Source organism: Saccharopolyspora antibiotica, from assembly GCF_047200635.1.
Classification (GTDB): domain Bacteria; phylum Actinomycetota; class Actinomycetes; order Mycobacteriales; family Pseudonocardiaceae; genus Saccharopolyspora_C.
On sequence record NZ_JBJZOI010000021.1, the window covers coordinates 18,574 to 43,485 of the forward strand.

The window sequence follows — 24,912 nt, forward strand, 5'->3', positions numbered from 1 at the left end:
CTCCCCCTGCTAGGTCTTCCGCGTCCGCGGAACACCTCAGACGTAGAAGTCGAGCTCTTCCTGCTTCTTCAGCAGGTCGCGCATCCGGTGCGGGTCGTCACCGAAGAAGTACACCAGGCCCCAGTGGGTGCCGAACGCGGTCCTCTTGGTGACGGTCTCCTCCCGCGGTGCCGAGAGGTCGTGGGACTCATAGTAGTCGTCGTCCTCGGTCTCCTCCGGCAGGCTCAGCTCGCTGACGACCCGGCGGCGGGGGTACACCCCGAAGCACCCGGCCACGCCCGAGGCGTCCACGACCTCCCGCGGGAAGAACGCATCGATCTCCGCCTCGGTCGTCTTCGGGTCGAAGGCCAGCGCGAGACCCTGGTAGGCGTTGAACCCGTAGGCGCGCTCCAGCAGCTCGAACACCTTGAACCCCGGGGGTCGGTAGGCGACCTCGCCGAAGTACATCTCGCCGTCGCTGGTGACGAAGTACTCGGGGTGCACGAAGCCGAACTCGATGTCGAAGGCCTTGATCAGCCTCTCGACCTGCTCGGTGATCTGCGGACGGAACCGCTCCAGCGCGGGCGTCGCCGGGACGAACACCGAGTACCCGAGGGTGACGTACTCGGAGATGTTCAGGAACTTGATCTTCCCGTCGTGGATCCACGCCTCGACCGCGAACTCCCAGCCGTCCAGGTGCGATTCCATCAGGACGGGGAATTCCTCGTCCGGGATGGCGTCGATCTCGTCCGGGGTGCGGATGACGCGGTGCCCGAGGCATCCCGCCTTGTCGAAGGCCTTGACGTGGATGGGGTCGTTCGGATCGCCGTCGAGCTTGAGCAGCGTCTGGTTGACCCGCTTGAGGAACCGGATCACGTCGTCCCGGTCGTGCGCTTCCTCGAAGATCCCCACCCGGATGCCGCCGAGCTGGGCCCGGCGCTTCATCAGGGCCTTGTCGCGCAGCAGCATCGACTGGCCCAGCAGCCGGGGGTTGTCCAGCAGCACGGAGTTGATCGCCCCGGCCCACTCGACGGTCTCCTCGAACAGCGGGATCGCGACGTCGACACCGCGGTCCTGCAGCAGTTCGGCGATCTCCATCGAGCGGTCGTTGAGCCGCTCGAAGTTCCAGCGCACGTAGGGGATGTCGTGCTCGGTGCAGTACTCCTCCGCCCACTCCGGGGCTACGACGACGTACCGGCGGTCGAACCTGTCGAGGGCCTCCACCGCGTTGAGGCTCCAACCGAGGAGCGCTACGTATCCCTTGCTCGGATCCTTGGGGGCAGATTCGGGCTTCGGCATGGACCGCCCCTTCAACTGGGTCGTGGAGTTCCCGGTTTCGTCGTGCACCTCACAGTAGCCCGGATCTCCTTGTCGCCCGGCGCGCGAAAGAGCTCCCGGCTTGGGCCGTTCGGCGGAGGGCTGTGCGGCTTTCGGATCAGCGTACGTTGGCGCCATCGGAGACCGGCGGTGCGGTCGGGTCCCCGCGGGTGGAGGCGGCGGCCGTGGCCCGGTGACCAGGCCGGATCTTCGCGGTGACCTGCGACGCGACTGATGCGGAAGATCCATCCGGGGGAGCCGCGGGGCCGGGCGGCCGTTCCGCGAGCGGGGGTCCGGGAGCTGGGGGGTTCTTCGCGGGTGGCGAGACCGAAGGGAATCACCCAGGGTGATCGCGGTGCGACGCCGGCCGGGAGCTCCGGACCTCCGCCACCCCGGTGTCGTCCGGCGGCGCGGGGTGGTGCGCCCCCGGAATGCCGGTCCCGGCGCGCGCGTTGATCAGGAGATGGCCGAACTCCGCGCGCTCGGTTCTTCCGGGCTCTCCGTGTCCCCCCTCTGCCTCGGCGGCAACGTCTTCGGCTGGACCGCCGACGAGGCGAGCTCGTTCGACGTGCTCGACGCCTACGTCGCCGGAGGTGGCAACTTCATCGACACGGCCGACTCGTACATGCACCGCTTCCCCGAGCAGGGCAACGAGCCGGGGCAGTCCGAGACCATCATCGGCGACTGGCTGGCCGCCCGCGGCAACCGCGACGACGTGGTGCTCGCGACCAAGGTCGGGGACCACCCCCGGCACCGCGGGCTCGAACCCGCCACGATCAGGGCCGCGGCGGAGGAGTCGCTGCGGCGGCTGCGCACCGATCACATCGACGTCTACTACCTGCACTTCGACCGGGACGAGTCCATCCCGGTCGGCGACATCGTCGCCGCCCTCGACGGTCTCGTCCGGGCCGGGAAGGTGCGCGCCATCGCGGCGTCCAACATGAGCCCCGAGCGGATCTCCGCGTCGCTGGCCTTCTCCGACCGGGAGGGCCTGGCCCGCTACGTCGCGCTGCAACCGCACTACAACCTCGTCTCGCGCGAGACCTACGAGGGCGCGCGGCTGGAGATCGCGCGGCGCGAGGGGTTGGCGTGCGTGCCGTACTTCGCGCTCGCCTCGGGTTTCCTGACGGGCAAGTACCGGGCGGGGCGGCACCAGGACGCCGTGCGCAACGTTCCCGGGCTGGCAGGCGGCCACGGGGAGACCGAGCGCGGCGCGCGGGTGCTCGGGGCCGTCGAGCGGGTCGCGGCGGAGCGCGGCGCGGAGATGGCCACCGTGGCGCTGGCCTGGCTCGCGCAGCAGCCCACGGTGGTCTCGCCGATCGCCTCCGCGCGCTCCGTCGAGCAGCTGCCCGCGCTGCTGGCCGCGCAGGACCTGCTGCTGGCGGACGACGAGCTGCGCCTCCTGGCGGAGGCCTCCGCCTGAGGCCCGGCGCCGGGGTCGTCAGCCCGCGGGCGCGCAGCGATCCCCGACGTCCTCCTCGGGCGGGTCGATTCCGCGACCACCAGTAGAACGAGTTCTACTGGTGGTCAACCTCGGGTCCACCGATCGGCGGTGAGTTGGAAGCCCGGCAGGTCGCCCAGGCGCACCACGTACTCGTAGGTGCGGGTGAACCCCGTGTGCCGGATGCGCCAGCGGCCGTCCGCGCCGCGCTCGTACCGGTCCTCGTAGAACGCGGCGCCCCGGACCATCGTGCTGTCGTGCTCGGTGGCGATCACGGTGTCGGTGAAGGCCCAGATTCCGGTGGCGGTGTCGCCGTCGAGGTGGATCTCCGGCTGCTGCGCCGAATGGGCGGTGATGATGCTCGGGGGGAGCGACTCGCGCAGGAAGCCGACGATCGCGTCGCGGCCGGTGCGCAGCACGGGTCCGCCGCGCACGGCCGTGCCGTACTCGGCGGTGGCGTCGGCGGTGAGCGCGTCGCCGATCTCGTCCCACAGCTTGAGGTCGACGCAGCGGAGGTAGCGGTGCTTGAGGCGCTTGATCTCTTCGAGTGCCGCGATGTCCATCCTGGCAGTCTCGCCAGTTCGATCGGCCATGACAAGAACTCGTTCCAGTTCTGCGCGGTGGCCCGCTTCCCGCGCGAGCCGCGCGCCGGGCTCGGCATCCGCCGCGCGGGGCGCGCGGAGCGCCGCTGGACGGGGGAAGGGCCTCCGGCCTGGCGACGGGCGCTCCGCACGCCGTCTTCGCGGCGGCGTCGGGTGTCGAGGACGGGATTCCGCGACGCGGTCACCCGACCCCGGGAGACGGGGAGATCGAGTTGATCGTCCGGCGGCCGTTCAGATCGCCGGACCGCGGGTGATCCGGCTGGGGTGCAGGACGAGGCGGCGGAGGTCCTCGACCTCCCACATCGCCTTCGCGGCCGCGCGCTGGTCGACCTGGCTCTCGTCCCAGTACCGGTCGGTCAGCCGGTCCGCGAGCTCCTTCGCGCCCTCGCGGTGAACGGTCACGTTCGCCTCGACGGACACCCATCCCTCGGTCTCACCGGCCGGTTTCACCACCACGAGCGTGGCGCGCGGGTCCTGCTCCAGTCGTCGGAGCCGGTGGGCGCCCGCCACCGAGAACAGTTGCGCGGTCCCCTCGTCGGTCACCTCGAACCACACCGGTCGGGGAGCGGGCAGCCGACCGGGCGCGGGGGAGACCGTGAGCAGGCCGAGCAGCGGTCGGTCGAGGATCGCGCGATCGGAATCGGTGAGCACGGGAGACCTCCTGCGGGTTCAACGGGTGATGAGGTCCGCCGGGTGATCGCGGAGTCCGCCCGGCGGGTTCCACCATTCTGGTCGCGGACGGGTCCTCCGCCCATCCGCAAGGCTGCGCGACGCCCGGCCCTCCGTCCAGCCCGGAGATCGCGAGGGCGTTGACGATCGCGTCGCCCGCGCGCGGCACCGGCACCGACGTCGCGGTCACACGGCCGCGCGCCTTCACGGCGACGACGCGCTCCTGCTCGTGGCATCGGAGCGCTCGGCCGGAACTGGCGGCCCCCGTCGCGCGCGCGTCCCCGGCGGCAGGCACGAGAACGTCGCTCCCGCCTCCCGCCGGGTCGAGGACGTCACCGGGGAGAGCCCGCGCCGACGACGTCGTTCCGGTCCGCTGGGGCCGACGCGGGGGCTCCCCGCCGCGCGTCCCGGTCTTGCCGACGAGGCCACCTCGGCGTGCGGTTCGATCGCGGTCGCGCCGTCGTCGGGACCCGCTCGCGGCGGTGCGCTCCTCGCTTCAGGGGGATGATCGCCTGCGGGCGCGCAGCGCGACGTACTCGCGGCAGACCAGGACGATGATCGTGACGTCGAGGGCCGCGAACAGGACGAGCAGCACCGAGCTGCTCTCCGCGGCGCGCAGGAGCTCGACGACGACGAGCGCGAGGAGCGCCACGATCGCCACCGGGTAGAGCGGTACCACCTCCCGCCACAGCGCCACCACCAGCGCCAGCTTGATCACGCCGTGCACGAGCAGGTACGCGATGGCGAAGGTGCGGGTGGCGCCGTGGGCGAAGTGCTGGGAGGCGAGGTCGAATCGCGCCGCGAGCGCGCCGGAGGGCGACCCCAGCAGGTCCCGGGTGACCACCGCGTGCGCGAGGCGGGTGACGGCGGCCGGGGGGAGCCAGGCGAGCACGATCCCCGCGAGCAGCTGGCCCGCGCCGTCGAGGCCCTTCAGCGCGATCGCTGCCCGGAACAGCCGGTCGGTCCACGTGCGTCGCCTGGTCACCGGCCCATGGTGCCGCGTCGGGCGGCACCGCACCGCCCGGATCGGCGCGCACCGGCGCGGAGCCGTTCGGCGGGGCCGAGCTGCCGCCGCCGAGGGCGGGGAGGCGAGCGCCGGCGCGGGTGCGCTCAGCGCACCGGGCGACGGCTCCGCTCACCGCTGGCGGGTGCGCCGAGCGCGCACCCGCTCTCCGCCTCCGGCTGGGAACCGGTGCCACGGTCGCGATCCCGGCGAGCGAACGGTGGCGGACCAGCTCCGGTTCCCGGTCGTGGACGCCCGCGCCGGGCTTCCTCCCGCACGAGCCGGGAGGCCGCCCGGCGGTGGGTCAGCTCAGGCCGAGGGCCGAGGCGAGTTCGCGGAGGGCGGGCACGGGATCGTCGGAGTGGTCGTCCCCGACGACCTGGATGACGACGTGGTCGGCGCCGGCGTCCAGGTGCCGCCGGACGTGCGCGGCGACCGCCTCGGCACCGCCCATGGCGACCATGCCCTCCGCCAGCCGGTCGGAGCCGCCGACGACGACGTCGGTCTCGTCGAAGCCCTGCCGCAGCCAGGAGTTCCGGTAGTTCGGCAGCTGCGAGTACATGTGCAGGTGCTGGTGCGCCCGTCGCAGGCCGGTCTCCCGATCGGTGGTGAGCGCGACGGCCTGTTCGCTGACGACCCACTTGTCGGGCCCGAGCTGCTCGCGGGTGCTCGCGGTCTGCTCGGGCGTGACCAGGTACGGGTGCGCCCCGTCGGCGCCGGAGGCGGACAGCTCGATCATCTTCGGCCCCAGCGCGGCGAGCAGCCTGGCCGGGCGCTGCTCGCAGGGCTCGATCGCGGCCGGGACCGCGTCCATGGTCCGCAGGTACTCCCGCATCGTGCTCAGCGGCTTGGTGTAGGAGCCGGCGTAGCTGCGCTCCACCAGCGGTGCGTGGCTGACGCCGAGCCCGAGGACGAACCGCCCCGGGTGCAGCGCCCCGAGCGTGCGGGCGGCCGACTCGGCGGCCGGAGCGCTGCGGGCGTGGATGTTCGCGATGCCGGTGCCGACCACCAGCCGGTCGGTGCCGCCCAGCAGCGCGGCGGCCTGGGTGAAGGCCTCCTTGCCGCCCGCCTCGCCGTAGAACAGCGAGCCGTATCCGAGCTGCTCGATCTCGCGGGCGCGGGCGATCACATCGTTGATCGGCCACAGGTCGCTGGTCCACCAGACCCCGACGCGGGAGCTGAAGCTGATGTTCGACATGGCTTCGAGGTTACCGGCGTCACCCGGACGCCCGCGTGATCGAACTCGTCGACGGCGGCGGTCAGCCGCTGCGGCGGAGCCACCGGGGGTCGATGTCGGCCGGTTCCGGTGCGCCGAGGTCCGCCGGGGTGTAACCGGACGGGTAGTTCGGGTAGGTGAGGTTCTTGCCGTCCTGAGTGAGCCGGGATCGCCTGCGCTCGGGCATCCAGCGCTCCACCAGGGCGCGGGCCCGGAGCGCGCCGTGCGCGGCTCGGGTCACCCACGGCGGGGCGGCGCGGAAGCCGAAGGCGGTGAGCATCCGCTCGTCGAGCATCGCCCGCACGCCCAGCGCCACCGCCGGGCGCAGCGGCCTCGGGAACCAGGAGCAGAACAGCTCCATGGTGTAGCGGCCGATCGCGTGGTTGTCGTCGCTGTAGCGGAAGTGCTCGCGCTCGTAGTCCTCCTTGAAGCGCCGGAAGTCCGCGAAGGTGGGCGGGACGTCCTTGATCCCCATCCGCTTGCCGACGGCGACGAAGTAGTGGAAGGCGGCCTCCCGCTCGTGCGGGTGCAGCGGCCGCCAGCCGAACCGGTCGATCCAGTCCACCGGGTCGTGGACGAAGGTGGACAGCACGTAGAGCATGTCGTCGTTGGAGATCGCGTAGCGGCCGTGCGCGCGGTTCACCACCCGCAGCGCCTGCCTGCCGCGCTCGGAGTCGTAACCGTGCTCGGCGATCTCGGCCATGAGCAGCGCGGTGTCGTCGTAGCGCTGCTGCGGGCGCTTCTCGAACTCGCCGGTCGCGGCCAGCAGCGCCGAGATGCTGGGCACGCAGTAGGTGCGGAACAGCGCGAACTCCAGCGCGCGCTGGTAGTCGAAGGGGAACTCGAAGCCGGTGGAGATGCGATAGATCTCGTGGTGATCGGTCACGGGGTCCAGCGCCGCGATGCGGCGCAGCCAGGTGCGGGTCATGGTCCTACCTCCTCGCGGCCCGGCGGCGGCCGGGCCTCCTCACCGTGCGACGACGCGGCGGTGCCGCGCATGACGGCGCCGCGCATGACGGGGTCGTGCTGGTCCCGAGCGGGAAACGACGCGGCAGCTCGCTGCCCGCAGGCGCGCACGACGGCTCGGCGGCACCGAGCGCCCCATCCTGGCTCGACCCCGGCGCTCGGCCCGCCCCGGCCCCCGCCGCACCGGTCCCTCGGTCGCGGCCATCGAGCGAGTGCCTCCGGGTGGACCGGGCGGCGGGCGGCACTTCCCGGCGCGGCGGGAGGCACCGGGCGAGCCGCGCCGACTCCGCCGCCCCGATCTCGCGGCGGTGGCGTTCGGGGAGGGTGACCGGGCGTGCGCGGCGCGCGACCGAGGCGGGACGCGCGGCCGCTTATCCTGTGCCGACACCGCCGCGCCGGACGCGGGCGGAACGAGGACGCCGGGAGGTCGTGCCAGTGGTCGGGACGAAGCCTGGGGCCCACGCCAAACCGAGGCCGGAGGTGAAACCGGGGGCGGCCCGGCCGCACAACCGGCGAGAGCTGATCATCGAGGCGGCTTCCCGGCTGTTCTTCGAGCGCGGCTACGCCCGCGTGAGCGTCAGCGACATCGCCGAGGCCGTGGGCGTCGGCCCCTCCGCGCTGTACCGGCACTTCAAGGGCAAGCAGCTGCTGCTGCGCCGGGTCGTGCTCACCCACCTGGAGCCGTTCGAGGCGGTGCTCGCCGCCCGGTCCGGCGACCTCGACGCGGTGGTGCGGGAGCTGGCCGCTACGGCGTTGGACCACCGGGAGCTGGGGGTGCTCTGGCAGCGGGAGGCCCGGCACCTGCCCGCTGAGGAGCGCGACGAGCTCAAGACGCAGCTGCGGGTCGTCGCGGGCGGGCTCGCCGACCTCGCTCGGGCCTGGCACCCGGAGCTGTCGGAGGAGGACGTGCGGTTCCGCGGCTGGTGCCTGTTCAGCGCGTTGACCAGTCCCTCCTATCACCGGGTGGAGCTGCCGCGCGCCCAGTTCGAGGAGCTGCTGCGGGACGTGATCGGCACGATCGCCGGCCTGCCGCCGCTGCTGTCCGGGCGCGGCGCGGCGATCCCGGACGCGGATGCCCTGCTGCTGGAGCGCGGCGGCACCTCCCGGCGGCGGCAGCTGCTCTCGGCGGCCACCCGGCTGTTCGCCGAGCGCGGCTACGCGGCCGTGACCACCGAGGAGATCGGCGCCGAGGTCGGCATCGCCGGGCCCAGCGTCTACAACCACTTCGCCAGCAAGCAGGAACTGCTGGACGCGGTGATCACCCGGGGTTCGGCCTGGCTGGAGATCGACCTGGGCCGCACCCTGGTGCGCACCCCGGACGCGGCGGAGGCGCTGCGGGCGCTGCTGTGGTCCTACATCACCTTCGCGCTCGACCACGGCGGGTTCATCGACATCCTGGTGGGTGAGGTCGGACACCTGCCGGACCACGAGCGGCACCGGGCGCGGCAGACCCAGCACGAGTACGTGACCGAGTGGGTGGCGCTGCTGCGCGAGGTGCGTCCCGAGCTGGACGCGGCCACCGCCCGGGTGCTGGTGCAGGCGACGTTGACGCTGGCCAACGACATGGCCCGGACCGGGACGGTGCGCGCCCCGGAGGCGGTGCGCCAGGTCGGCGCGGCCCTCATGCTCACCAGCGGCCCCGCTGGCGGTTCGTCGCCAGTCGACTAGGAAGCGTTCACTTATCGCGATGTCGACCCCGTGTTCCTGGGGTTTTTACCGGCAGATCGAAGGTACGGCGCGCTCACTTGTTGGTTGACCGGCCGGGGCTCTCCGGATTAACCTCCGGCCGAGGGATCGCGTGCGACCGGCGTCGGCGCAGGCGCGGCGGGTCCCGGTCGGGCGCGGCCCGGTCCCGGTGGGCCGTCCGCGCGCGGCGTCAATGTCGTCCCCGAGCGAGGAATGGCGGTCGCAGGAGCGATGAGCAGCGCGACGGAACCGGTGGGCGTGCCGCCGGCGGAGGAGCCGGACATCCGCACGACGGCCGGCCGGCTGGCCGACCTGTACCGGCGCAACCACGAGGCGGTGCACGCGGGCTCCGACCGCGCGATCGAGCGCCAGCACGCCAAGGGCAAGCTGACCGCGCGCGAGCGCATCGACCTGCTGCTGGACCCCGGTTCGTTCGTGGAGCTCGACGAGCACGCCCGGCACCGCTCGACCAACTTCGGCCTGGAGGCCGACCGGCCCTACGGGGACGGCGTGGTCACCGGGTACGGCACCGTCGACGGGCGCAAGATCTGCGTGTTCTCGCAGGACTTCACGGTCTTCGGCGGTTCGCTGGGCGAGGTCTTCGGGGAGAAGATCGTCAAGGTGATGGACCTGGCGCTCAAGATCGGGTGCCCGCTGGTGGGCATCAACGACTCCGGTGGCGCGCGGATCCAGGAGGGCGTGGCCGCGCTCGGCCTCTACGCGGAGATCTTCAAGCGCAACACCCACGCCTCCGGCGTCATCCCGCAGATCTCGCTGGTGATGGGGCCGTGCGCGGGCGGTGCGGTGTACTCGCCCGCCATCACCGACTTCACGGTGATGGTCGACCAGACCTCGCACATGTTCATCACCGGCCCCGACGTGATCAAGACGGTCACCGGCGAGGAGGTGACCTTCGAGGAGCTCGGCGGCGCCCGCACGCACAACTCGCGTTCCGGCAACGCGCACTACCTGGCCTCCGACGAGAAGGACGCGATCGACTACGTCAAGGAACTGCTGTCGTTCCTGCCCTCGAACAACCTCTCCGACGCCCCCGCGTTCGAGGCCGGGCAGGAGGCCGGGTCCATCGCCGAGAACGTCGGTGAAGCCGACCTCGAACTCGACACCCTCGTCCCGGACTCCCCGAACCAGCCCTACGACGTGCACGAGGTGCTGGCCCGGGTGCTCGACGACGGCGAGTTCCTGGAGGTCTCCGCGCTGTTCGCGCCGAACATCGTCGTCGGCTACGGCCGGGTCGAGGGCCGCAGCGTCGGCGTGGTCGCCAACCAGCCCACCCAGATGGCGGGCACCCTCGACATCGAGGCCAGCGAGAAGGCCGCCCGCTTCGTGCGGACCTGCGACGCCTTCAACATCCCGGTGCTGACCTTCGTCGACGTGCCCGGTTTCCTGCCGGGCACCGACCAGGAGTGGAACGGCATCATCCGGCGCGGCGCCAAGCTGCTCTACGCCTACGCCGAGGCCACGGTCCCGCTGGTGACCGTGATCATCCGCAAGGCCTACGGCGGCGCCTACGACGTGATGGGGTCCAAGCACCTGGGCGCCGACATCAACCTGGCCTGGCCGACCGCGCAGATCGCGGTGATGGGCGCGCAGGGAGCGGCGAACATCCTGCACCGCCGCACCCTCGCCGAGGCCGCCGAGAAGGGCGAGGACGTCGAGGCGCTGCGCGCGCGGTTGCAGCAGGAGTACGAGGACGCCCTCTGCAACCCGTACGTCGCCGCCGAGCGCGGCTACGTGGACTCGGTGATCCCGCCCTCGCACACCCGCGGCTACCTGGCGCGATCGCTGCGGATGCTGGCCGACAAGCGCGAGTCCCTGCCCGCCAAGAAGCACGGCAACATCCCGCTGTAAGGAGCCGTCATGAGCAGCTCGCCCGAGGGCGCTCCGGAGCTGACCGCCGTGCCCGGCGAGGCCGACGGCACCGGAGCCGACGTGCGCCCGGTGCTGCGGGTCGTGCGCGGGGCGCCGACCGACGCGGAGCTCGCCGCGCTCACCGCGACGCTGGCCGCGCTGGCCACCGCCGGCCCGGCGCCCGCGGCGGAGGAGCCGGTCTCGCGCTGGTCCTCCCGGGACGACCGGCTGCGTCGCGGACCGGCGCAGTCCGCACCGCGACCCGGCCCGGGTGCGTGGCGCTATTCGACGCGGCCGCGCTGATGCGCACCGCCCGGGGCACCGCCGCGAGCGGTGCGCCACGACCGACCCGGCGATCTCCCGCAGCGGGATCCGCCGGAACACGACCACTGCGGACAGGGATGGTGCGAACACCATGGGGTTGAAGAAGGTTCTGGTGGCCAACCGCGGCGAGATCGCGGTGCGAGTGGTGCGGGCGTGCCGGGACGCCGGCATCACCTCGGTGGCCGTCTACGCGGAACCGGACGCCGACGCGCTGTTCGTGCGCCTGGCCGACGAGGCGTTCGCGCTCGGCGGCGCCACCGCCGCCGAGTCCTACCTCGACATCGAGAAGGTCGTCTCGGCCGCGGTGCGCTCGGGCGCGGACGCGGTGCACCCCGGTTACGGCTTCCTGTCCGAGAACGCCGACTTCGCCCAGGCCGTGCTGGACGCGGGCCTGGTGTGGATCGGGCCGACCCCGCAGGCGATCCGCGACCTCGGCGACAAGGTGACCGCCCGGCGCATCGCGCTCGCCGCGGGAGCGCCGCTGGTGCCGGGCACCGAGGACCCCGTCGCCGACGCCGACGAAGTGGTGGCCTTCGCCCGCGAGAACGGCCTGCCGGTGGCGATCAAGGCCGCCTTCGGCGGTGGCGGTCGCGGCCTGAAGGTGGCCCGCACGATGGAGGAGATCCCGGAGCTGTTCGACTCCGCGGTCCGCGAGGCCGTGTCGGCCTTCGGGCGCGGCGAGTGCTTCGTCGAGCGCTACCTGGACCGCCCCCGGCACGTGGAGGCCCAGGTGCTCGCCGACGAGCACGGCAAGGTGATCGTGGTCGGCACCCGGGACTGCTCCCTGCAGCGCAGGCACCAGAAGCTGGTGGAGGAGGCGCCCGCGCCGTTCCTCAGCCCCGAGCAGCGCGAGCAGATCCACACCGCCGCCCGCGCGATCTGCGCCCAGGCCGGGTACCACGGAGCGGGGACCGTGGAATTCCTGGTCGGCCTCGACGGCACGATCTCCTTCCTGGAGGTCAACACCCGGCTCCAGGTCGAGCACCCGGTCTCCGAGGAGACCACCGGACTCGACCTCGTCGCCGAGCAGTTCCGCATCGCCGCCGGAGAGCACCTGCGTCTGGACGAGGACCCGACGCCGGTCGGGCACTCCATCGAGTTCCGGATCAACGGTGAGGACCCGGGCCGCGGCTTCCTGCCGGCGCCGGGCACGGTCACCCGCTTCCACGCCCCGGCCGGCCCGGGCGTCCGGGTGGACGCGGGAGTGGAGACCGGCAGCGTCATCGGCGGCCAGTTCGACTCGCTGCTGGCCAAGGTGATCGTGACCGGCGCCGACCGCGCCCAGGCGATCGCCCGCTCCCGGCGAGTGCTCGCGGAGATGGAGGTCGACGGCCTGGCCACCGTGCTGCCGTTCCACCGCGCCGTGCTGCGCGACCCCGCCTACGTGGCCGAGTCCGGCGCCGAGTCGTTCACCGTGCACACCCGCTGGATCGAGACCGAGTTCGACAACCGGCTGGAGCCCCACGCGGGAGCGGCCCCGCCGGAGGAGGACGAGGCGCCGCGCCGGACCGTGGTGGTGGAGGTCGACGGTCGGCGGATCGAGGTCTCGCTGCCCGCGGATCTGGGCGGCGGCGCCGCGACCGCCCCGGCGGCGAAGAAGAAGCCGCGCAAGCGCGCCGGCGGGGCCGGGGCGACGGTCTCCGGCAACGCGGTCACCGCGCCCATGCAGGGAACGCTGATCAAGCTGGCCGTGGAGGAGGGCCAGCAGGTCGCCAGCGGGGAGCTGATCGGCGTGCTGGAGGCGATGAAGATGGAGAACCCCGTCACCGCGCACAAGGACGGCACGATCAAGGGCCTCACCGCCGCTCCCGGGGACTCCGTGGCGCAGGGCGCGTCGCTGTGCACGATCGAGGACTGACCGGGTCGCTGGACTCCGCCGCGGACGGTGCCCGTCGCCGGGCACCGTCCGCCCGCCCGGTTCCGCGTGCCGAAGACCAGGAGTGACCGCCGAGGGAGGAACGATGGACTCGTTGTGCACCTGCCTGTGCCGCCAGGCCGGCCACCACGGCATCTGCCAGGAGACGCCGGAGCACGGGCTGCGGCTGCTCGCCCCGCAGCTCACGATGACCTCGACCGGTGAGGTCTGCCGCGCCTGCTACCAGGCTGCCACGGCCCGGCTGCCCGGCCCGCACCGCCGGATCCCGCAGCCCGCCTGAGCGCGCCCCGCCGAACCGGCGGCCGGTGCGGGTGGCTCCGCTGGCGGCGCTCCGCGCACCGCGCGAGGGGACGGCGGCGGAGCGGCTTCGCTGCCGACCTTCGCGGCGCGGCACCGATCGAGAACCGGCCTCGGCCCGGGCCGCGGATCTCCGGAAACCCCGGCATCGGGGACTTTGTCCCATGTCACCGGCCCGGCCGTGCGCTGCATCGTGACTCGGGAGGGCGACTGGTGGCTGCGCCCGGCCAGGAAGGGACGAGGTCATGCGGGGCGCGCTGGGTTTTCCGCCGGCGCTGGGACTGGCGGCGGAGCAGGTGCATCAGGTGGTGCGGCTCGCGGGTCGAGCGCCGTCGCTGCACAACCGGCAACCCTGGTTGTTCCGGGTGGCTCCGGACGTGATCGGCCTCTACGCCGACCCGAGCCGCCGGATGCCCGGCACCGATCCGGAGGACCGCGAGCTGCGCCTGGGGTGCGGCGCGGCGCTGCTCAACCTTCGCCTGGCCTTGGAGCACGTCGGAGTGCGCCCGCTGGTGACCCTGCTGCCGCGCTCCGCGGAACCGGCGCTGCTGGCCGAGGTCCGGCGCGGGGGCTCCGTCCGGGTGGGAGCGGAGCAGTCGTCGCTGCTGCGCGCGATCACCACCCGGCGCACCAACCGCCACCCGTTCCTGCCCACCCCGGTGCCGAAGGTGCACCGCAACGAGCTCGTCAGCTCGGTGACCTCCGAGCACGGCTGGCTGCACGTGATCGATCGGCCGCAGCGCGCGGAGCTGCTCGGCCTGGTCCGCCGGGCGCACCAGGAGCAGCTGACCAACGAGGCGTTCCGCGCCGAGATGGCGGCCTGGACCGGTCTGGGCGAGGGCGCGCCGGAGGGAGTGCAGGCCTCCTCGGCGGGTCCGGCCTCCGAGGAGCAGGACGAGTGGGTGCTGCGGGACTTCTCCGGGGGCCGGGGTCGGCCGCGGGTGCCGGGCAAGGACTTCGAGGACGATCCGCTGACCGTGGTGCTGTGCTCCTACGGTTCGGGCAAGCAGTCCGATCTGGAGGCGGGGGAGGCCCTGCAGCGGTTGCTGCTCACCGCGACGTCGCTGGGGCTGGCCGCCTCGATGCTCTCCCAGGTGATCGAGGTGCGCCGCACCCGGGCGGAGCTGCGCGCGATGCTCGGCGGCACGCTGGAACCGCAGGCGGTGCTGCGCATCGGCTACGGCAGCCCCGTGGCCCCCACCCCGCGCCGGGATCCCGCGGACCTGTTGCTCACGGACCCGGTCGAGGTCACGGCTCCCCATCGCTGAACCCGCGGGTGCGCCCGTTGGCGGGTCAGCCGACGCGGGCGGCGAGGCCGTCGAGGACGAGCGCGAGACCGAATTCGAAGTGGTGGTCCGCGGCCTCGGTGGCCGGGTGGGCGGTGTCGCGCGCGTGGCCGAGCACCAGGTCCAGCACCGAGCGGCGCTCCTGCCCGGTGAGCCCGGTGCCGTCGAGGGCGGCGAGCTCGTGCTCGTGCTTGGCGGTCCGTTGCGGTCCGAGCACCGTCCGGGTCCCGGCAAGCTCCAGCGTCCAGGGGTGCTTGCGGTGCAGCTCCCGGTTCTGCCGCGCCACGTGGTCGAGGCGCGCTCGCCAGCCGGTGAGCTCCGGTCCGGGCCGCGCCGTCTCGCCGAAGACCGCGTCCAGCATCAGGTCGATCAGGTCGTCCTTGCCGGGGACGTAGGTGTAGAGCGACATGGTGCCCGCCCCGAGCCGTTCGGCGACGCCCCGCATGGACAGCGCGGCGAGCCCCTCGGCGTCGGCGAGCGCGATCCCCGCTCGCACGATCTCGTCCGCGCCGAGGCCGGGTTTGCGGGAGCGGGGCTGCGGGACCTTCCACAGCAGTGCCAACGTCTTCGCGGGGTCCCGCTTCCTGACCACGATGCAACCGCTCCTGTCCCGACGTCGGATCCTCGGGGCCGCCGTCTGCCGGGGCCGGATCGGCCACCCAGCCTAGCCAAGCGGTTCGGGCGGACCGGACGAACCCGATCAACGGGGATCGGGTAGGAAGGAACCATGCCCGCCCTCGGTACCACCGCGGTCGTCCTGCCGGTGCCCGGAGCCGATCCGCTGCTGCGCTCGGTCGCCGCGCGCTTCCCCGGTGCGGTGCGGGAAGGTTTCCCCGCCCACATCACGATCCTCTACCCGTTCCTCCCGGCGTCCGAAGTGGACGAAGAGGTGGTGGCCGAGCTGGCGGCGATCCTCGCGCGGTGTCGGCCGCAGCGGGTCGCGTTCACCGCGTCGACCGATCCGCGCCACCTGGCGGAGGGGTTCGTCGCGCTGCGCCCGGAGCCGGACGGGGAGCTCCGCGGGCTCACCGCGGAGGTCGGCGGCCGCTGGGGGCTGCGCCCCTACGGCGGCGCGTACGGCGAGGCGGAACCGCACCTCACCGTCGCGCTCGAGGTCGCCCCGGAGCGGGCCCGAGCGATCGTCGCGGATCTCGTCCCGCCGCCGCCCGCGGAGTTGGCCGAGGCGTGGCTGGTGCGCTTCGACGACGGCTGGTCGCTGCGGGCCCGGTTGCCGCTGCTCGGTCAGTAGAGCCCGTCCTCGCCGTTGGCGGCGCGCAGGGTGCGCATCGCCTCGGCGAGGGCTTCGGACCGCTCCAGCCCGAGCGGGGAGAGCACGCGCCGGCGCAGTATCTCCGCGCAGGCCTCGCGGGCGCGCCGGGCGACGTCCAGCCCGTGCTCGGTGAGCACCGCGTAGGTGACGCGCCGGTCGGTGTCGCAGGGTTCGCGCACGATCAGATCGGCGGCGGCGAGCCGATCGGCGACCTTGGTGAACCCGCCGCTGCTGAGCGCGGCTTCCCGGGCCAGCCGGGTCATGGGCATCTTGTGCTCGGGGGAGCGCACCAGGCGCAGCAGGATGTCGAAGGAACCGGGAGCGAGTCCGAAGCGCTCACCGATCTCGCCCATCAACCGGTCCTGGGTGAGGTGGTAACCCTCGATGACGAGGCCCCACCAGGTGACGATCTCGTCGTCGTCGGTGGCGGGGTCGGGCCGGACTTCGAGCCCCGTGGCTCCGCCCGATCCGGGGTCGCCCGCCCGCACCGCGTTCATGGCGCTGTGGCCGCTCACCTGTACTCCTTTCCCAACATCCTCTTGCCCGATCAGTCTACCCCTCATCTATCTCGCGGGCGAATATCTTGCATGGAAACTAAATTCGGGCTACCATCCGGGCAGTGGAGCTGAGAGCTCCGGATCGAGAAGACGGCCGGGCGAGCGCCCGGCATCGCGAAGGAGTTGTTCATGGCCGACCCCGTCAAGCTCAGCGTCGTCTACTACTCGTCGACCGGCACGATCAGCGAGATCGCCGCCGCCCTGGTCGCCGAGGCGGAGAGCGCCGGAGCCGAGGTGCGCCTGCGGAAGGCGGCCGAGCTGGCGCCCGACGCGGCGATCGACTCGAACCCGGCTTGGCGCGCCCACCTGGAGGCGACGAAGTCGGTGCCGGAGGTGAGCGCTGAGGACATCGTGTGGTCCGATGCGGTCATCTTCGGTTCGCCCACGCGCTACGGCAACATCGCCGCTCAGCTCAAGCAGTTCATCGACACCCTCGGCGGCGAGTGGGCGCAGGGCAAGCTGGCCGACAAGGTCTACAGCGGCTTCACCTCCAGCGCCACCAAGCACGGCGGGCAGGAGTCCACCCTGCTGGCGCTCTACAACACGATCCACCACTTCGGCGGCATCATCGTGAGCCCCGGTTACACCGACGGCTCCAAGTTCGTCGACGGGAACCCCTACGGCACCAGCCACGTGGACGGCCAGGGCCAGTTCAAGGTGGACGACGAGACCCGCACCGCCGCCGCCGTGCAGGCGCGGCGCGTCGTCAAGATCGCTCAGCAGCTGAAGGCGGGTGCCTGAGCGACCCCCGGACGCCGGCGGGGCGAGGGCCGCACCCCCGTCCCGCCGGCACCCCCGCCCCGGCCCCCTCCGGGGGCTGGGGCGGGGAATCCCGTCCTCCTCCTCCGCGGGCCCGGGGGGCTCTCGCGGAGGGGGTCGACGGTGTGGGCAGAATGCCCGCAGCCTCGCGCGGGACAGCACCAGGGTCGTGCTCGGTGGCGTCGTCGGGGGGATGGTTTTTCCCTTTGCACCACGGAGGAATTGATGAGCATCGCGACCAGCGGGCTGCACCACGTCACGGCGATCGCGGGCGACCCGCAGCGCAACGCGGACTTCTACCTGCGGGCGCTGGGCCTGCGGTTGGTGAAGACGACGGCGAACTTCGACGATCCCGGCACCTACCACCTCTACTACGGCGACGCGGCGGGGCGGCCCGGATCGTTGATCACCTTCTTCCCGCGGCCGGACGCCGAGAGCGGGCGGCACGGCACCGGCCAGGCCACCTGCACCGCGTTCTCCGTGCCCGAGGGCTCGATCGGCTGGTGGCGGCGGCACCTCGCCGAGCAGGGGATCGAATCGGAACCCGTGCAGGAGCGCGACGGTGAGGAGGTGCTCGGCCTGCGCGACCCGGACGGGCTGCGCCTGGAGCTCGTCGCGCACCCCCAGCCCGACCCGCGCGAGCCGTGGGACGGCCTGGTCCCCGCCGAGCACGCGGTGCGCGGACTGCACTCGGTCGCGCTGTCGGTCACCGAGGAGGACGCGACCGCCGAGATGCTGCGCGGCCTCGGGATCGATTTCACCGCGCAGCAGGGCGAACGCCTCCGCTTCGCGGCGGGGGACGGCGGTCCCGGCACCCTCGTCGACGTGGTGGTCGCTCCCCGGGAGCCGGAGGGGCTGGTCGCCGCGGGCACCGTGCACCACGTCGCGTGGCGGGCGCCGGACGAGGCCGCCCAGCTCGCGTGGCGCGAGGAGCTGGTCGGCGGCGGCGTGGACGTCACCGAGATCCGGGACCGGCAGTACTTCCGCTCGATCTACTTCCGCGAGCCCGGCGGCACCCTGCTGGAGATCGCCACCGACGAACCCGGTTTCACCGCCGACGAACCGCTGCTGGAGCTGGGGCGCGCGCTGAAGCTCCCGCCGTGGCTGGAACCGGATCGCGAGCAGATTCGGCGCGCGCTGCCCCGGCTCGACCTGCCCGCCGAGAACAACCCGGGCGCGTAGCCCCGGGCGGTCAGGGCCTCGGGCCGACCGTGATCGAGGAGCTGACCTCGCAGTGCGCGTCCCCCGTGCCCTGGCAGCGCGCCCCGCTCGACGGCCCCTCCGGAGCACCGGACCGCGTGGAGATCTCCGCGTCGCCGTGCCCGGTGCTCCGGGAGGAGGCCTCGCGCTGCTCCGGCGCCGGGGCGGCGGGAGGCGCGATCGCCGGCGCGGCGGGCCAGAGCAGCGCCAGCGCGGCGGCGATTCCCGCGGTGCACACCGCTGACCGGAGCCGAAGCGGCCGGGCCTGCGCGGGGGCGTCACCCGAGATGGTGACGGGGCCGCTGATCGTCCCGATCTGCGTCGAGCGGCGCACGTCGCCCGCGATCTCGTTGTGAGCCTCGGTGCGGGCGCACCGGTGCTGCTCGTCCATGAGGCCACCTCCCGGAGCGGAAGCGCGCGCGTCCGCGGCTCGGAGGCTAGTCCGCCGGAGGGAGCGGTGGGAGCCCTTTTCCGCGATCATCGCGCGCGTTCGCGGGAGCGCCCGCCCGCCCGCGGCGGATTCCGCTCGCCGAGCCGGGCTGGTATGCGCCCGGCGGCGATCGCGGGAACGGTGCCCGCACAGGGTAGGAGTGCCACGGCCTGCCTGCCTCCGGCGCGTCCGCGTAGCTTCGGGGCATGGATGGTGAGAACCCGCTCGGCGAGTTCCTCCGCGCCCGCCGGGCGCTGGTGCGGCCGGAGGACTGGGGCCTGCCCTCGGCCGGACGGCGCCGCGTGGCGGGGCTGCGCCGGGAGGAACTGGCGATGCTGGCGGGAGTGAGCGCCGACTACTACGTGCGCCTGGAGCAGGGTCGCGAACGCAACCCGTCGCCGCAGGTCGCGGACGCGCTCGCCCACGCGCTGAACCTGGACGGCGAGGCGGCGGCGCACCTGCACCGCCTCGCCCGACCCGGCAGCGTCCGGCCCGCGGTGCGGACCGAGCGGGTGAACCCGAACCTGGCCCGGCTGATGGACGCGTGGCCCGGCACCCCGGCGGTCGTGCTCGGCCGGTACCTGGAGGTGCTGGCGTGCAACGCGCTGGGCGGGGCCCTGTTCGACGGCCACCTCCACGACCGCGACCTGGTTCGCCTGGTGTTCCTGGACCCGGGAGCGCGGGACTTCTACCCGGAGTGGGAGCGGGTCGCGGCCAACACCGTCGCCGGGCTGCACGCGGCGGCCGGAGTCGACCGGGACGACCCGGGGCTGGTGGCGCTGGTGGGAGAGCTGTCGCTGCGCAGCCCGGACTTCCGCCGGTTGTGGGCGCGGCACGACATCCGGTTCAAGTCGCACGAGCTCAAGCGCCTGCGGCACCCCCAGGTCGGCGAGCTGGAGCTGAGCTACCAGACCTTCACGGTCAACAGCGCGCCCGGCCAGCAGCTCGTGGTCTACCAGGCCGAACCCGGCAGCCCTTCGGCTGAGGCGCTGTCGCTGCTCGGCAGCCTCGCGAGCCCCGCGGCCGACCGTCCGGACATCGCCGCCCCCGACCGCTGATCCCGGGGGCGGAGCGGCGCGGGCCGCGACCCCGCACCGGCGGTGGCGGAGGACCGCACGAGTCGCGGCCGTCGCGCTCAGCCGGCGTTGTCGGGACCGCTGGCCCGGGTGGCGGCCCGCGCCGCCGCGGTCACCCAGGGGCGGGAGGTCGAGGCGGAGTTGAGGTTGGCGTACACCGCCGAGACTCCGATGAGGTACCGGTGGTCCGAGCTGACGCGCCCGGCCTTGACGGCGCTCGCGTAGTCGCCGGAGCAGGTCTGCTCGGCCACGCCCGAACCCGGGCACCAGATCCCGAAGTCCCAGGACCCGCCCTCGGCCAGGTTCGCTCGCACCCCCTCCACGGCGGTCGCGGAGCTGAGCGGCATCACCTGCACCGAGACCAGCACCTGCTCGTCCGCCGACGCGGTGTCGCTGTCGACGAGGTAGACCCCGACCATCGCGGCGGAGCAGCCGTAGGCGTCCAGCGCCGCCCGCACGTCCGGGCTCATCCCGGCGGACTGCCCGCAGGGCTTGCCGCCGGATGAGACGAGCGCGTACTCCGTCCCTTGGTCCGTGGTGAAACCGCTGGCCAGCAGGGCGGAGGCGGTGAACGGCGTGGGATCGGAGGCGCTGTCGTCGAGATCCGCGGGGTCGTCCGGCTCGGGCTCGGAGGAGTCGGGCGAGGTGGTCTCCTCGCTCGCGGTGGTCGTCTCGTCCTCGGTGGTGGTGGTTTCCCCGGCAGCGGTGGGAGCGCTGGAGGTCGGACCGGAGGGGGCGAGGAACTCGCGGACCTGCGTGAAGTTGGAGAACCCCAGGAATCCGAGCACGGTGATGACCGAGGCCGCCACCGCCATGATCGCGCCGAAGGAGAGCTCCTCGGGCCTCGCGCCCTTCTCGTCCTCGCGCCCGTCCACCACGTCGCCCCCCGTCCACCGCGGATTCCGGCCCGCGCCCCGGCAGCGGCGGCCCGGAACCCCACCGCCCGCACCGCACTTCCACGCGCGGCGCGAGCTGCCCGGATCCCGGCGCCGCACCCCCGCGCTGATCATCACCTGCCGCCCCGTCCGGAATCCCGCAGGAACGCGGCTTCCCGCGTGATCGCCCGGCGTCGTGCACCGGTCCTGACATCGCGTGCACCACCGCTGCAACGCCTGACCAGCGGCAACGGTGGGGATGCGCGATTTCTTGAGAATTCGCGCCTCCCGGTCGAGGGGTGAGGGGGCTCCGGGGTGCTCGGACCCGGCCGGTCGTGGGGCCGGTCCCGGAGGCCGGGCGGGGCGGGCGGGGTTGAGCGCGCGGGGAGGAGCGGGCAGCGCTGTGTAGGGTTCCGCCGGGGCGGCGCCGCGGTCGCCCGGGAGGGGAGGAGCGAGCCGATGAGCACCCGGAGCATGACGTTGTTCCTGATCAGGACGCTCGTGGTCCTCGTCCTGGTGGCGGGGCTGGCGACCTACGTCGGCTGGTCCTGGCCGACCGGCATCGCGGTGGGCCTCATCGCCCTGGCCGCCGCCGCGCAGGGCGGCGTGCTGTTCTGGCAGCGGCGGAAGAACGCCTCGCACTAGCGAGGCTGGAGCCTATAACCTCGCCCTGGCTCAGTTGCCCCACCCGCTCGCTCCGCCCCTCGCCGGAGCTGTCGCTAAGCTCACCACCTGCTCCGATTCGTCGAGTCCCGCCGATGTGCGAGGCTATGAGCGATCGGAGGGCGGGGCATGGACGAACCGGCCGCGGCGCGGATGACCAAGAGCGAGTTCGCCTACGCGAGCGTGCGCGAGCAGATCCTCTCCGGGGAGCTCCCGCCGGGATCGGTGCTCAACCAGGCCGTCCTGGCGCGCACCATCGGCATCAGCACCACACCGCTGCGGGAGGCGCTGCGCAGGCTCATGTCCGAACGCCTGGTGGAGCTCGACGCGCACCGCGACGCCCGCGTCACCGAGCTCAGCGGTGAAGAGGTCCGCGACCTCCTGGAGATGCGCCGGACGCTGGACCCGATGGCGGCCGCGCTGGCCGCCGAGCGGCGCACCAGGGACGACATCGCTGAGATCCGCCGCTCCGTCGAGCAGCAGCGCGCCCTGCCCGACTCGCCGTCGCGGCGGCAGCTCGCCGAACAGCGCCGGTTCCACGCCGCGATCTACCGCGCCTCGCACAACGACCTGCTCGTGGAGGCGCTGGAAGGGCTGTGGGACAAGGCCGACCGCTACCGGATGCACGCGCTGCGGGAGGGCCGGAGCACGGCGGAGCGGGAGAGGCGGGACGAGGAGCACCGGCTGCTGGCCGAGCACGTCATCGCGGGCGATGCCCAGGCCGCGGCGGAGCTGATGCGCGAGCACGTCGACGAGAGCCTCAGCGCGCGCTCGGCGCGCACCCTCTCCCGGTTCCGGGGCTGAGCCGGATGCGGCTGGATCGCCGGACCTGGGTGCTGCTCGCCCACGCGGTGCTCACCCAGCTCGTCACCTTCGTGCTGCGCCCGGCCACCTCCTACCGCGCGCTGGAGCTGGACGTGCCCGCGTCCTGGCTCGGCGTGCTCTCGGGCAGCTTCGCGCTCGTGCCGCTGCTGCTGGCGTTACCGGCCGGGCACGTCGTGGACCGGCTGGGGGAGCGGCGGGTGATGGTCGCCGGGGGCGTGCTGCTGTGCGCCTCGGGCGCGTCGTTCCTGGTGCTGGGGGACTCCGTGCCGGGGCTGGTGATCGGCAACGTCCTGCTGGGCACGGGGCACCTGTGCTCGGTGATCGGGCAGCAGGCGCTGGTGGCGAACACGGCGTCCGCCGGCAGGCTCGACGCGGCCTTCGGCTACTACACCTTCGCCGCCTCGCTGGGGCAGGCCGCCGGCCCGCTGGTGCTCGTCGTGTTCGGCGGTGCGGCGGCGATCCCGGACACCACGCCGATCTTCTGGGGCGCGACCGCGTTCGCCGCCGCGTTGCTGGTGTGCTCGTTCGGCATCACGCGCGGCACCCCGGCCCCGGCGACCGGTGGCGCGGCCGCCGGTGGGGTGCGGAGCCTGCTGCGGTTGCCGGGGTTGCTGCCCGCGCTGTGCACGAGCTGCGTCGTGCTGGCGGCGGTGGACCTGTCCGTGGTCTACCTGCCCGCGCTGGGCGCGGAGCGCGGCATCGCCTCCGGCGTCGTCGGCGGGCTGCTCGGGCTGCGGGCGGCGGCCTCGATGGTGTCCCGGTTCTTCCTGGGGCGCAGCACCCGGCTCCTGGGCCGCCGGCGCCTGCTGATGCTGAGCATCACGGCCGCGGCGGCCGGTCTCGCGACGACCGCCGCGCCGGTGCCGGTGTGGGTGCTGGCGGTGGCGGTGCTCGTCGCCGGGCTCGGGCTCGGCGTGGGGCAGCCGCTGACGATGTCCTGGCTGGCCGAGTCGACGCCGCCGGGGTTGCGCGGGCGGGCGATGTCCCTGCGGCTCACCGGGAATCGCGCCGGTCAGGTCGTGCTGCCCGGCGCGATCGGCCTGGTCGCCAGCGGGGTCGGCGCGGCCGGGGTGCTGTTCGCGACGGCGCTCGGGCTCACCGGGACGGCGCTGCTGGCCCGGGGCCTCCCGCTCGATTCCCCCGGCGACCGGCGGTGATCCCGCCGCGATCGGGGCCGGGCCTCGCGGACGTCGGTGGCGCGCGGGAAGTCGCTCGACGTGAACGGCCCGGTGCTCGGTCCCGCACCCGCGCGGGCGGAGCCCGGCAATCGCGCTGAGCCGGAGTCGGCGCACCTCGGGCGCGCGGCGGCCGCTCAGCCGTCGACGCGCTCGAACACGGCGGCCAGGCCCTGCCCGCCGCCGATGCACATGGTCTCCAGGCCGTAGCGGGCGTCCCTGCGGTGCAGCTCGCGGGCCAGGGTGCCGAGGATCCGGGCGCCGGTGGCGCCCACGGGGTGTCCCAGCGAGATGCCGGAACCGCGCACGTTGAGCCGTTCGAAGTCGCCCTCGCCGAAGTCCCACTCGCGGGTGCAGGCCAGCACCTGCGCGGCGAACGCCTCGTTGAGCTCCACCAGGTCCACATCGGACATCGTGAGCCCGGCCCGCCGCAACGCCTTCGCCGAGGCGGGAACCGGGCCGATGCCCATCGTCGCCGGGTCCACACCGGCGACCCCGTGCGAGACCAGCCGGACCAGCGGCCGCAGGCCGAGCTCAGCGGCGCGCTCGGGATGGGTGACGACGCAGACGGCGGCGGCGTCGTTCTGCCCGCTCGCGTTGCCCGCGGTCACGGTCGCCTCCGGGTCCAGCGAGCCGAGGACCGGGCGCAGCGCCGCCAGCGATTCCGGGGTGGTGTCGGGGCGCGGGTGCTCGTCGGTGTCGACGACGACGTCACCCTTCTTGGAGGGCACCGTCACCGGCACGATCTCCTCGGCGAACAGCCCGGCCCGCTGGGCCGCCGCGGCCCGCTGCTGCGAGGTCGCCGCGAGCTGGTCCTGCTCCTCGCGGCTGATCCCGTACTCCCGGCGCAGGTTCTCGGCCGTCTCCAGCATCCCGCCGGGCACCGGGTGGTGCTTCCCCCCTGGCGTGGAGCGGCCCCGGGTCAGGGAGTCGTGCAGCATCACGCCCGCGCCCCCCGCGCCCCAGCGCATGTCGGTGGCGTAGAAGACCGCGCCGCTCATGCTCTCCGCGCCACCGGCGATGATGAGTTCTTCGGCCCCGGAGCCGACCTCCAGCGCCGCCTGGATGACCGCCTGGAGTCCGGAGCCGCAGCGCCGGTCGACCTGCATCCCGGGCACCGTGATCGGCAGTCCCGCGTCGAGGGCCACCACCCGGCCGATCGCCGGGGCCTCCGCGCTGGGGTAGCAGTGCCCGAGCACCACGTCGTCGACGGCCTCCGGGGGCAGCCCGGTGCGCTCCAGCAGCGCGGTGAGCGCGGTGGTGGCGAGGTCGGCGGCGGGAACCCGGGCGAGCGCACCGCCGAAGCGGCCGATCGGGGTCCGCACGGGCTCGCAGATGACGGCCTCGCGCATGGCGGGTGCACTCCTCCTGGACGTGGGCTGTCGAACGTCGGGCGCGGTGGCTCCCGCAGCCGGACACTCTTCTCCGTCGCCCGCGAGCCCGTCAAGGCGCCGCCCGGGCAGCGGGGGAGCGCGGCCCGCGCCCGGGGCTGCCGGGCCTGCCTCCGCGCACCCGGCCCTAGTGCTGCTGCCGGTCAGCAGCGTTCGGAGG

At 73.6% G+C, this 24,912-nt stretch carries 25 protein-coding genes; 14 read left to right on the forward strand and 11 right to left on the reverse strand.

Annotated features, from left to right (window positions below):
- Positions 1–36: 36 nt before the first annotated feature.
- The gene (locus tag ACL03H_RS18105; RefSeq protein ID WP_412812442.1) at positions 37–1,278 is read right to left on the reverse strand and encodes an ATP-grasp domain-containing protein; all 1,242 of its coding nucleotides are present in this window, start codon (positions 1,276–1,278) and stop codon (positions 37–39) included.
- A gap of 481 nt (positions 1,279–1,759) precedes the next feature.
- Between ACL03H_RS18105 and ACL03H_RS18110 the strand changes: the two genes are divergently transcribed.
- Positions 1,760–2,719 (forward strand): aldo/keto reductase, encoded by a 960-nt coding sequence (locus tag ACL03H_RS18110; RefSeq protein WP_412812443.1) that lies wholly within the window; start codon positions 1,760–1,762, stop codon positions 2,717–2,719.
- A gap of 104 nt (positions 2,720–2,823) precedes the next feature.
- On the opposite strand, the gene ACL03H_RS18115 is transcribed toward ACL03H_RS18110, so the two are convergent.
- From ACL03H_RS18115 to ACL03H_RS18135, 5 genes are all read right to left on the reverse strand, one after another.
- On the reverse strand, positions 2,824–3,300 hold the full coding sequence (locus tag ACL03H_RS18115) for a nuclear transport factor 2 family protein (RefSeq protein WP_412812444.1): 477 nt from the start codon (positions 3,298–3,300) through the stop codon (positions 2,824–2,826).
- Positions 3,301–3,570: 270 nt separating this feature from the next.
- The gene (locus tag ACL03H_RS18120; protein WP_412812445.1) at positions 3,571–3,990 is read right to left on the reverse strand and encodes a pyridoxamine 5'-phosphate oxidase family protein; all 420 of its coding nucleotides are present in this window, start codon (positions 3,988–3,990) and stop codon (positions 3,571–3,573) included.
- 514 nt (positions 3,991–4,504) lie between these two features.
- A complete protein-coding gene (locus ACL03H_RS18125) occupies positions 4,505–4,993 on the reverse strand; it encodes a DUF2127 domain-containing protein (RefSeq protein ID WP_412812446.1) in 489 nt (162 codons plus the stop codon).
- Between the two features lie 322 nt (positions 4,994–5,315).
- Positions 5,316–6,209, reverse strand: coding sequence for an LLM class F420-dependent oxidoreductase (locus ACL03H_RS18130; protein WP_412812447.1), 894 nt, complete (start codon positions 6,207–6,209; stop codon positions 5,316–5,318).
- Positions 6,210–6,270: 61 nt separating this feature from the next.
- Entirely contained in the window at positions 6,271–7,155 is an 885-nt protein-coding gene (locus tag ACL03H_RS18135) for an oxygenase MpaB family protein (protein ID WP_412812448.1), read from the reverse strand.
- Positions 7,156–7,628: 473 nt separating this feature from the next.
- On the opposite strand from ACL03H_RS18135, the gene ACL03H_RS18140 reads away from it, so the two are divergent.
- From ACL03H_RS18140 to ACL03H_RS18165, 6 genes are all read left to right on the forward strand, one after another.
- Entirely contained in the window at positions 7,629–8,861 is a 1,233-nt protein-coding gene (locus ACL03H_RS18140; RefSeq protein ID WP_412812449.1) for a TetR/AcrR family transcriptional regulator, read from the forward strand.
- 249 nt (positions 8,862–9,110) lie between these two features.
- Entirely contained in the window at positions 9,111–10,748 is a 1,638-nt protein-coding gene (locus ACL03H_RS18145) for an acyl-CoA carboxylase subunit beta (protein ID WP_412812450.1), read from the forward strand.
- Between the two features lie 9 nt (positions 10,749–10,757).
- Positions 10,758–11,051, forward strand: coding sequence for an acyl-CoA carboxylase epsilon subunit (locus ACL03H_RS18150; protein WP_412812451.1), 294 nt, complete (start codon positions 10,758–10,760; stop codon positions 11,049–11,051).
- Between the two features lie 112 nt (positions 11,052–11,163).
- Positions 11,164–12,930, forward strand: coding sequence for an acetyl/propionyl/methylcrotonyl-CoA carboxylase subunit alpha (locus ACL03H_RS18155; RefSeq protein WP_412812452.1), 1,767 nt, complete (start codon positions 11,164–11,166; stop codon positions 12,928–12,930).
- 103 nt (positions 12,931–13,033) lie between these two features.
- A complete protein-coding gene (locus ACL03H_RS18160) occupies positions 13,034–13,228 on the forward strand; it encodes a hypothetical protein (protein WP_412812453.1) in 195 nt (64 codons plus the stop codon).
- A 262-nt stretch (positions 13,229–13,490) separates the two neighbouring features.
- Positions 13,491–14,513, forward strand: a complete 1,023-nt coding sequence (locus ACL03H_RS18165) for an Acg family FMN-binding oxidoreductase (RefSeq protein ID WP_412812454.1) — start codon at positions 13,491–13,493, stop codon at positions 14,511–14,513.
- A gap of 25 nt (positions 14,514–14,538) precedes the next feature.
- On the opposite strand, the gene ACL03H_RS18170 is transcribed toward ACL03H_RS18165, so the two are convergent.
- A complete protein-coding gene (locus ACL03H_RS18170) occupies positions 14,539–15,123 on the reverse strand; it encodes a TetR/AcrR family transcriptional regulator (RefSeq protein WP_412812455.1) in 585 nt (194 codons plus the stop codon).
- A gap of 135 nt (positions 15,124–15,258) precedes the next feature.
- Here ACL03H_RS18170 and ACL03H_RS18175 point away from each other — a divergent pair, with 135 nt between their 5' ends.
- A complete protein-coding gene (locus ACL03H_RS18175) occupies positions 15,259–15,780 on the forward strand; it encodes a 2'-5' RNA ligase family protein (protein ID WP_412812456.1) in 522 nt (173 codons plus the stop codon).
- Here the strand turns inward: ACL03H_RS18175 and ACL03H_RS18180 are convergent.
- Positions 15,774–16,316, reverse strand: a complete 543-nt coding sequence (locus ACL03H_RS18180) for a MarR family winged helix-turn-helix transcriptional regulator (RefSeq protein WP_459561777.1) — start codon at positions 16,314–16,316, stop codon at positions 15,774–15,776. The genes ACL03H_RS18175 and ACL03H_RS18180 overlap by 7 nt on opposite strands.
- 171 nt (positions 16,317–16,487) lie before the next feature.
- Between ACL03H_RS18180 and wrbA the strand changes: the two genes are divergently transcribed.
- Together wrbA and ACL03H_RS18190 are read left to right on the forward strand one after the other, a co-directional pair.
- Positions 16,488–17,099, forward strand: coding sequence for an NAD(P)H:quinone oxidoreductase (gene wrbA / locus ACL03H_RS18185; RefSeq protein WP_412812457.1), 612 nt, complete (start codon positions 16,488–16,490; stop codon positions 17,097–17,099).
- Positions 17,100–17,342: 243 nt separating this feature from the next.
- Positions 17,343–18,299 carry a ring-cleaving dioxygenase gene (locus tag ACL03H_RS18190; RefSeq protein ID WP_412812458.1) on the forward strand — a complete coding sequence of 319 codons (957 nt, stop codon included), beginning with the start codon at positions 17,343–17,345 and terminating at the stop codon, positions 18,297–18,299.
- A 10-nt stretch (positions 18,300–18,309) separates the two neighbouring features.
- Here the strand turns inward: ACL03H_RS18190 and ACL03H_RS18195 are convergent, their stop codons facing one another.
- Positions 18,310–18,708, reverse strand: coding sequence for a hypothetical protein (locus ACL03H_RS18195; protein ID WP_412812459.1), 399 nt, complete (start codon positions 18,706–18,708; stop codon positions 18,310–18,312).
- A 245-nt stretch (positions 18,709–18,953) separates the two neighbouring features.
- Between ACL03H_RS18195 and ACL03H_RS18200 the strand changes: the two genes are divergently transcribed.
- Positions 18,954–19,805 carry a helix-turn-helix domain-containing protein gene (locus tag ACL03H_RS18200; protein WP_412812460.1) on the forward strand — a complete coding sequence of 284 codons (852 nt, stop codon included), beginning with the start codon at positions 18,954–18,956 and terminating at the stop codon, positions 19,803–19,805.
- A gap of 77 nt (positions 19,806–19,882) precedes the next feature.
- On the opposite strand, the gene ACL03H_RS18205 is transcribed toward ACL03H_RS18200, so the two are convergent.
- A complete protein-coding gene (locus ACL03H_RS18205; protein WP_412812461.1) occupies positions 19,883–20,701 on the reverse strand; it encodes a hypothetical protein in 819 nt (272 codons plus the stop codon).
- Positions 20,702–21,157: 456 nt separating this feature from the next.
- On the opposite strand from ACL03H_RS18205, the gene ACL03H_RS18210 reads away from it, so the two are divergent.
- From ACL03H_RS18210 to ACL03H_RS18220, 3 genes are all read left to right on the forward strand, one after another.
- On the forward strand, positions 21,158–21,343 hold the full coding sequence (locus ACL03H_RS18210) for a hypothetical protein (RefSeq protein WP_412812462.1): 186 nt from the start codon (positions 21,158–21,160) through the stop codon (positions 21,341–21,343).
- Positions 21,344–21,490: 147 nt separating this feature from the next.
- Positions 21,491–22,165 carry a GntR family transcriptional regulator gene (locus ACL03H_RS18215; RefSeq protein ID WP_412812463.1) on the forward strand — a complete coding sequence of 225 codons (675 nt, stop codon included), beginning with the start codon at positions 21,491–21,493 and terminating at the stop codon, positions 22,163–22,165.
- 5 nt (positions 22,166–22,170) lie between these two features.
- Entirely contained in the window at positions 22,171–23,343 is a 1,173-nt protein-coding gene (locus tag ACL03H_RS18220) for an MFS transporter (RefSeq protein WP_412812464.1), read from the forward strand.
- Between the two features lie 155 nt (positions 23,344–23,498).
- Here the strand turns inward: ACL03H_RS18220 and ACL03H_RS18225 are convergent, their stop codons facing one another.
- Positions 23,499–24,713, reverse strand: coding sequence for an acetyl-CoA C-acetyltransferase (locus ACL03H_RS18225; RefSeq protein WP_412812465.1), 1,215 nt, complete (start codon positions 24,711–24,713; stop codon positions 23,499–23,501).
- Positions 24,714–24,912: the final 199 nt, after the last annotated feature.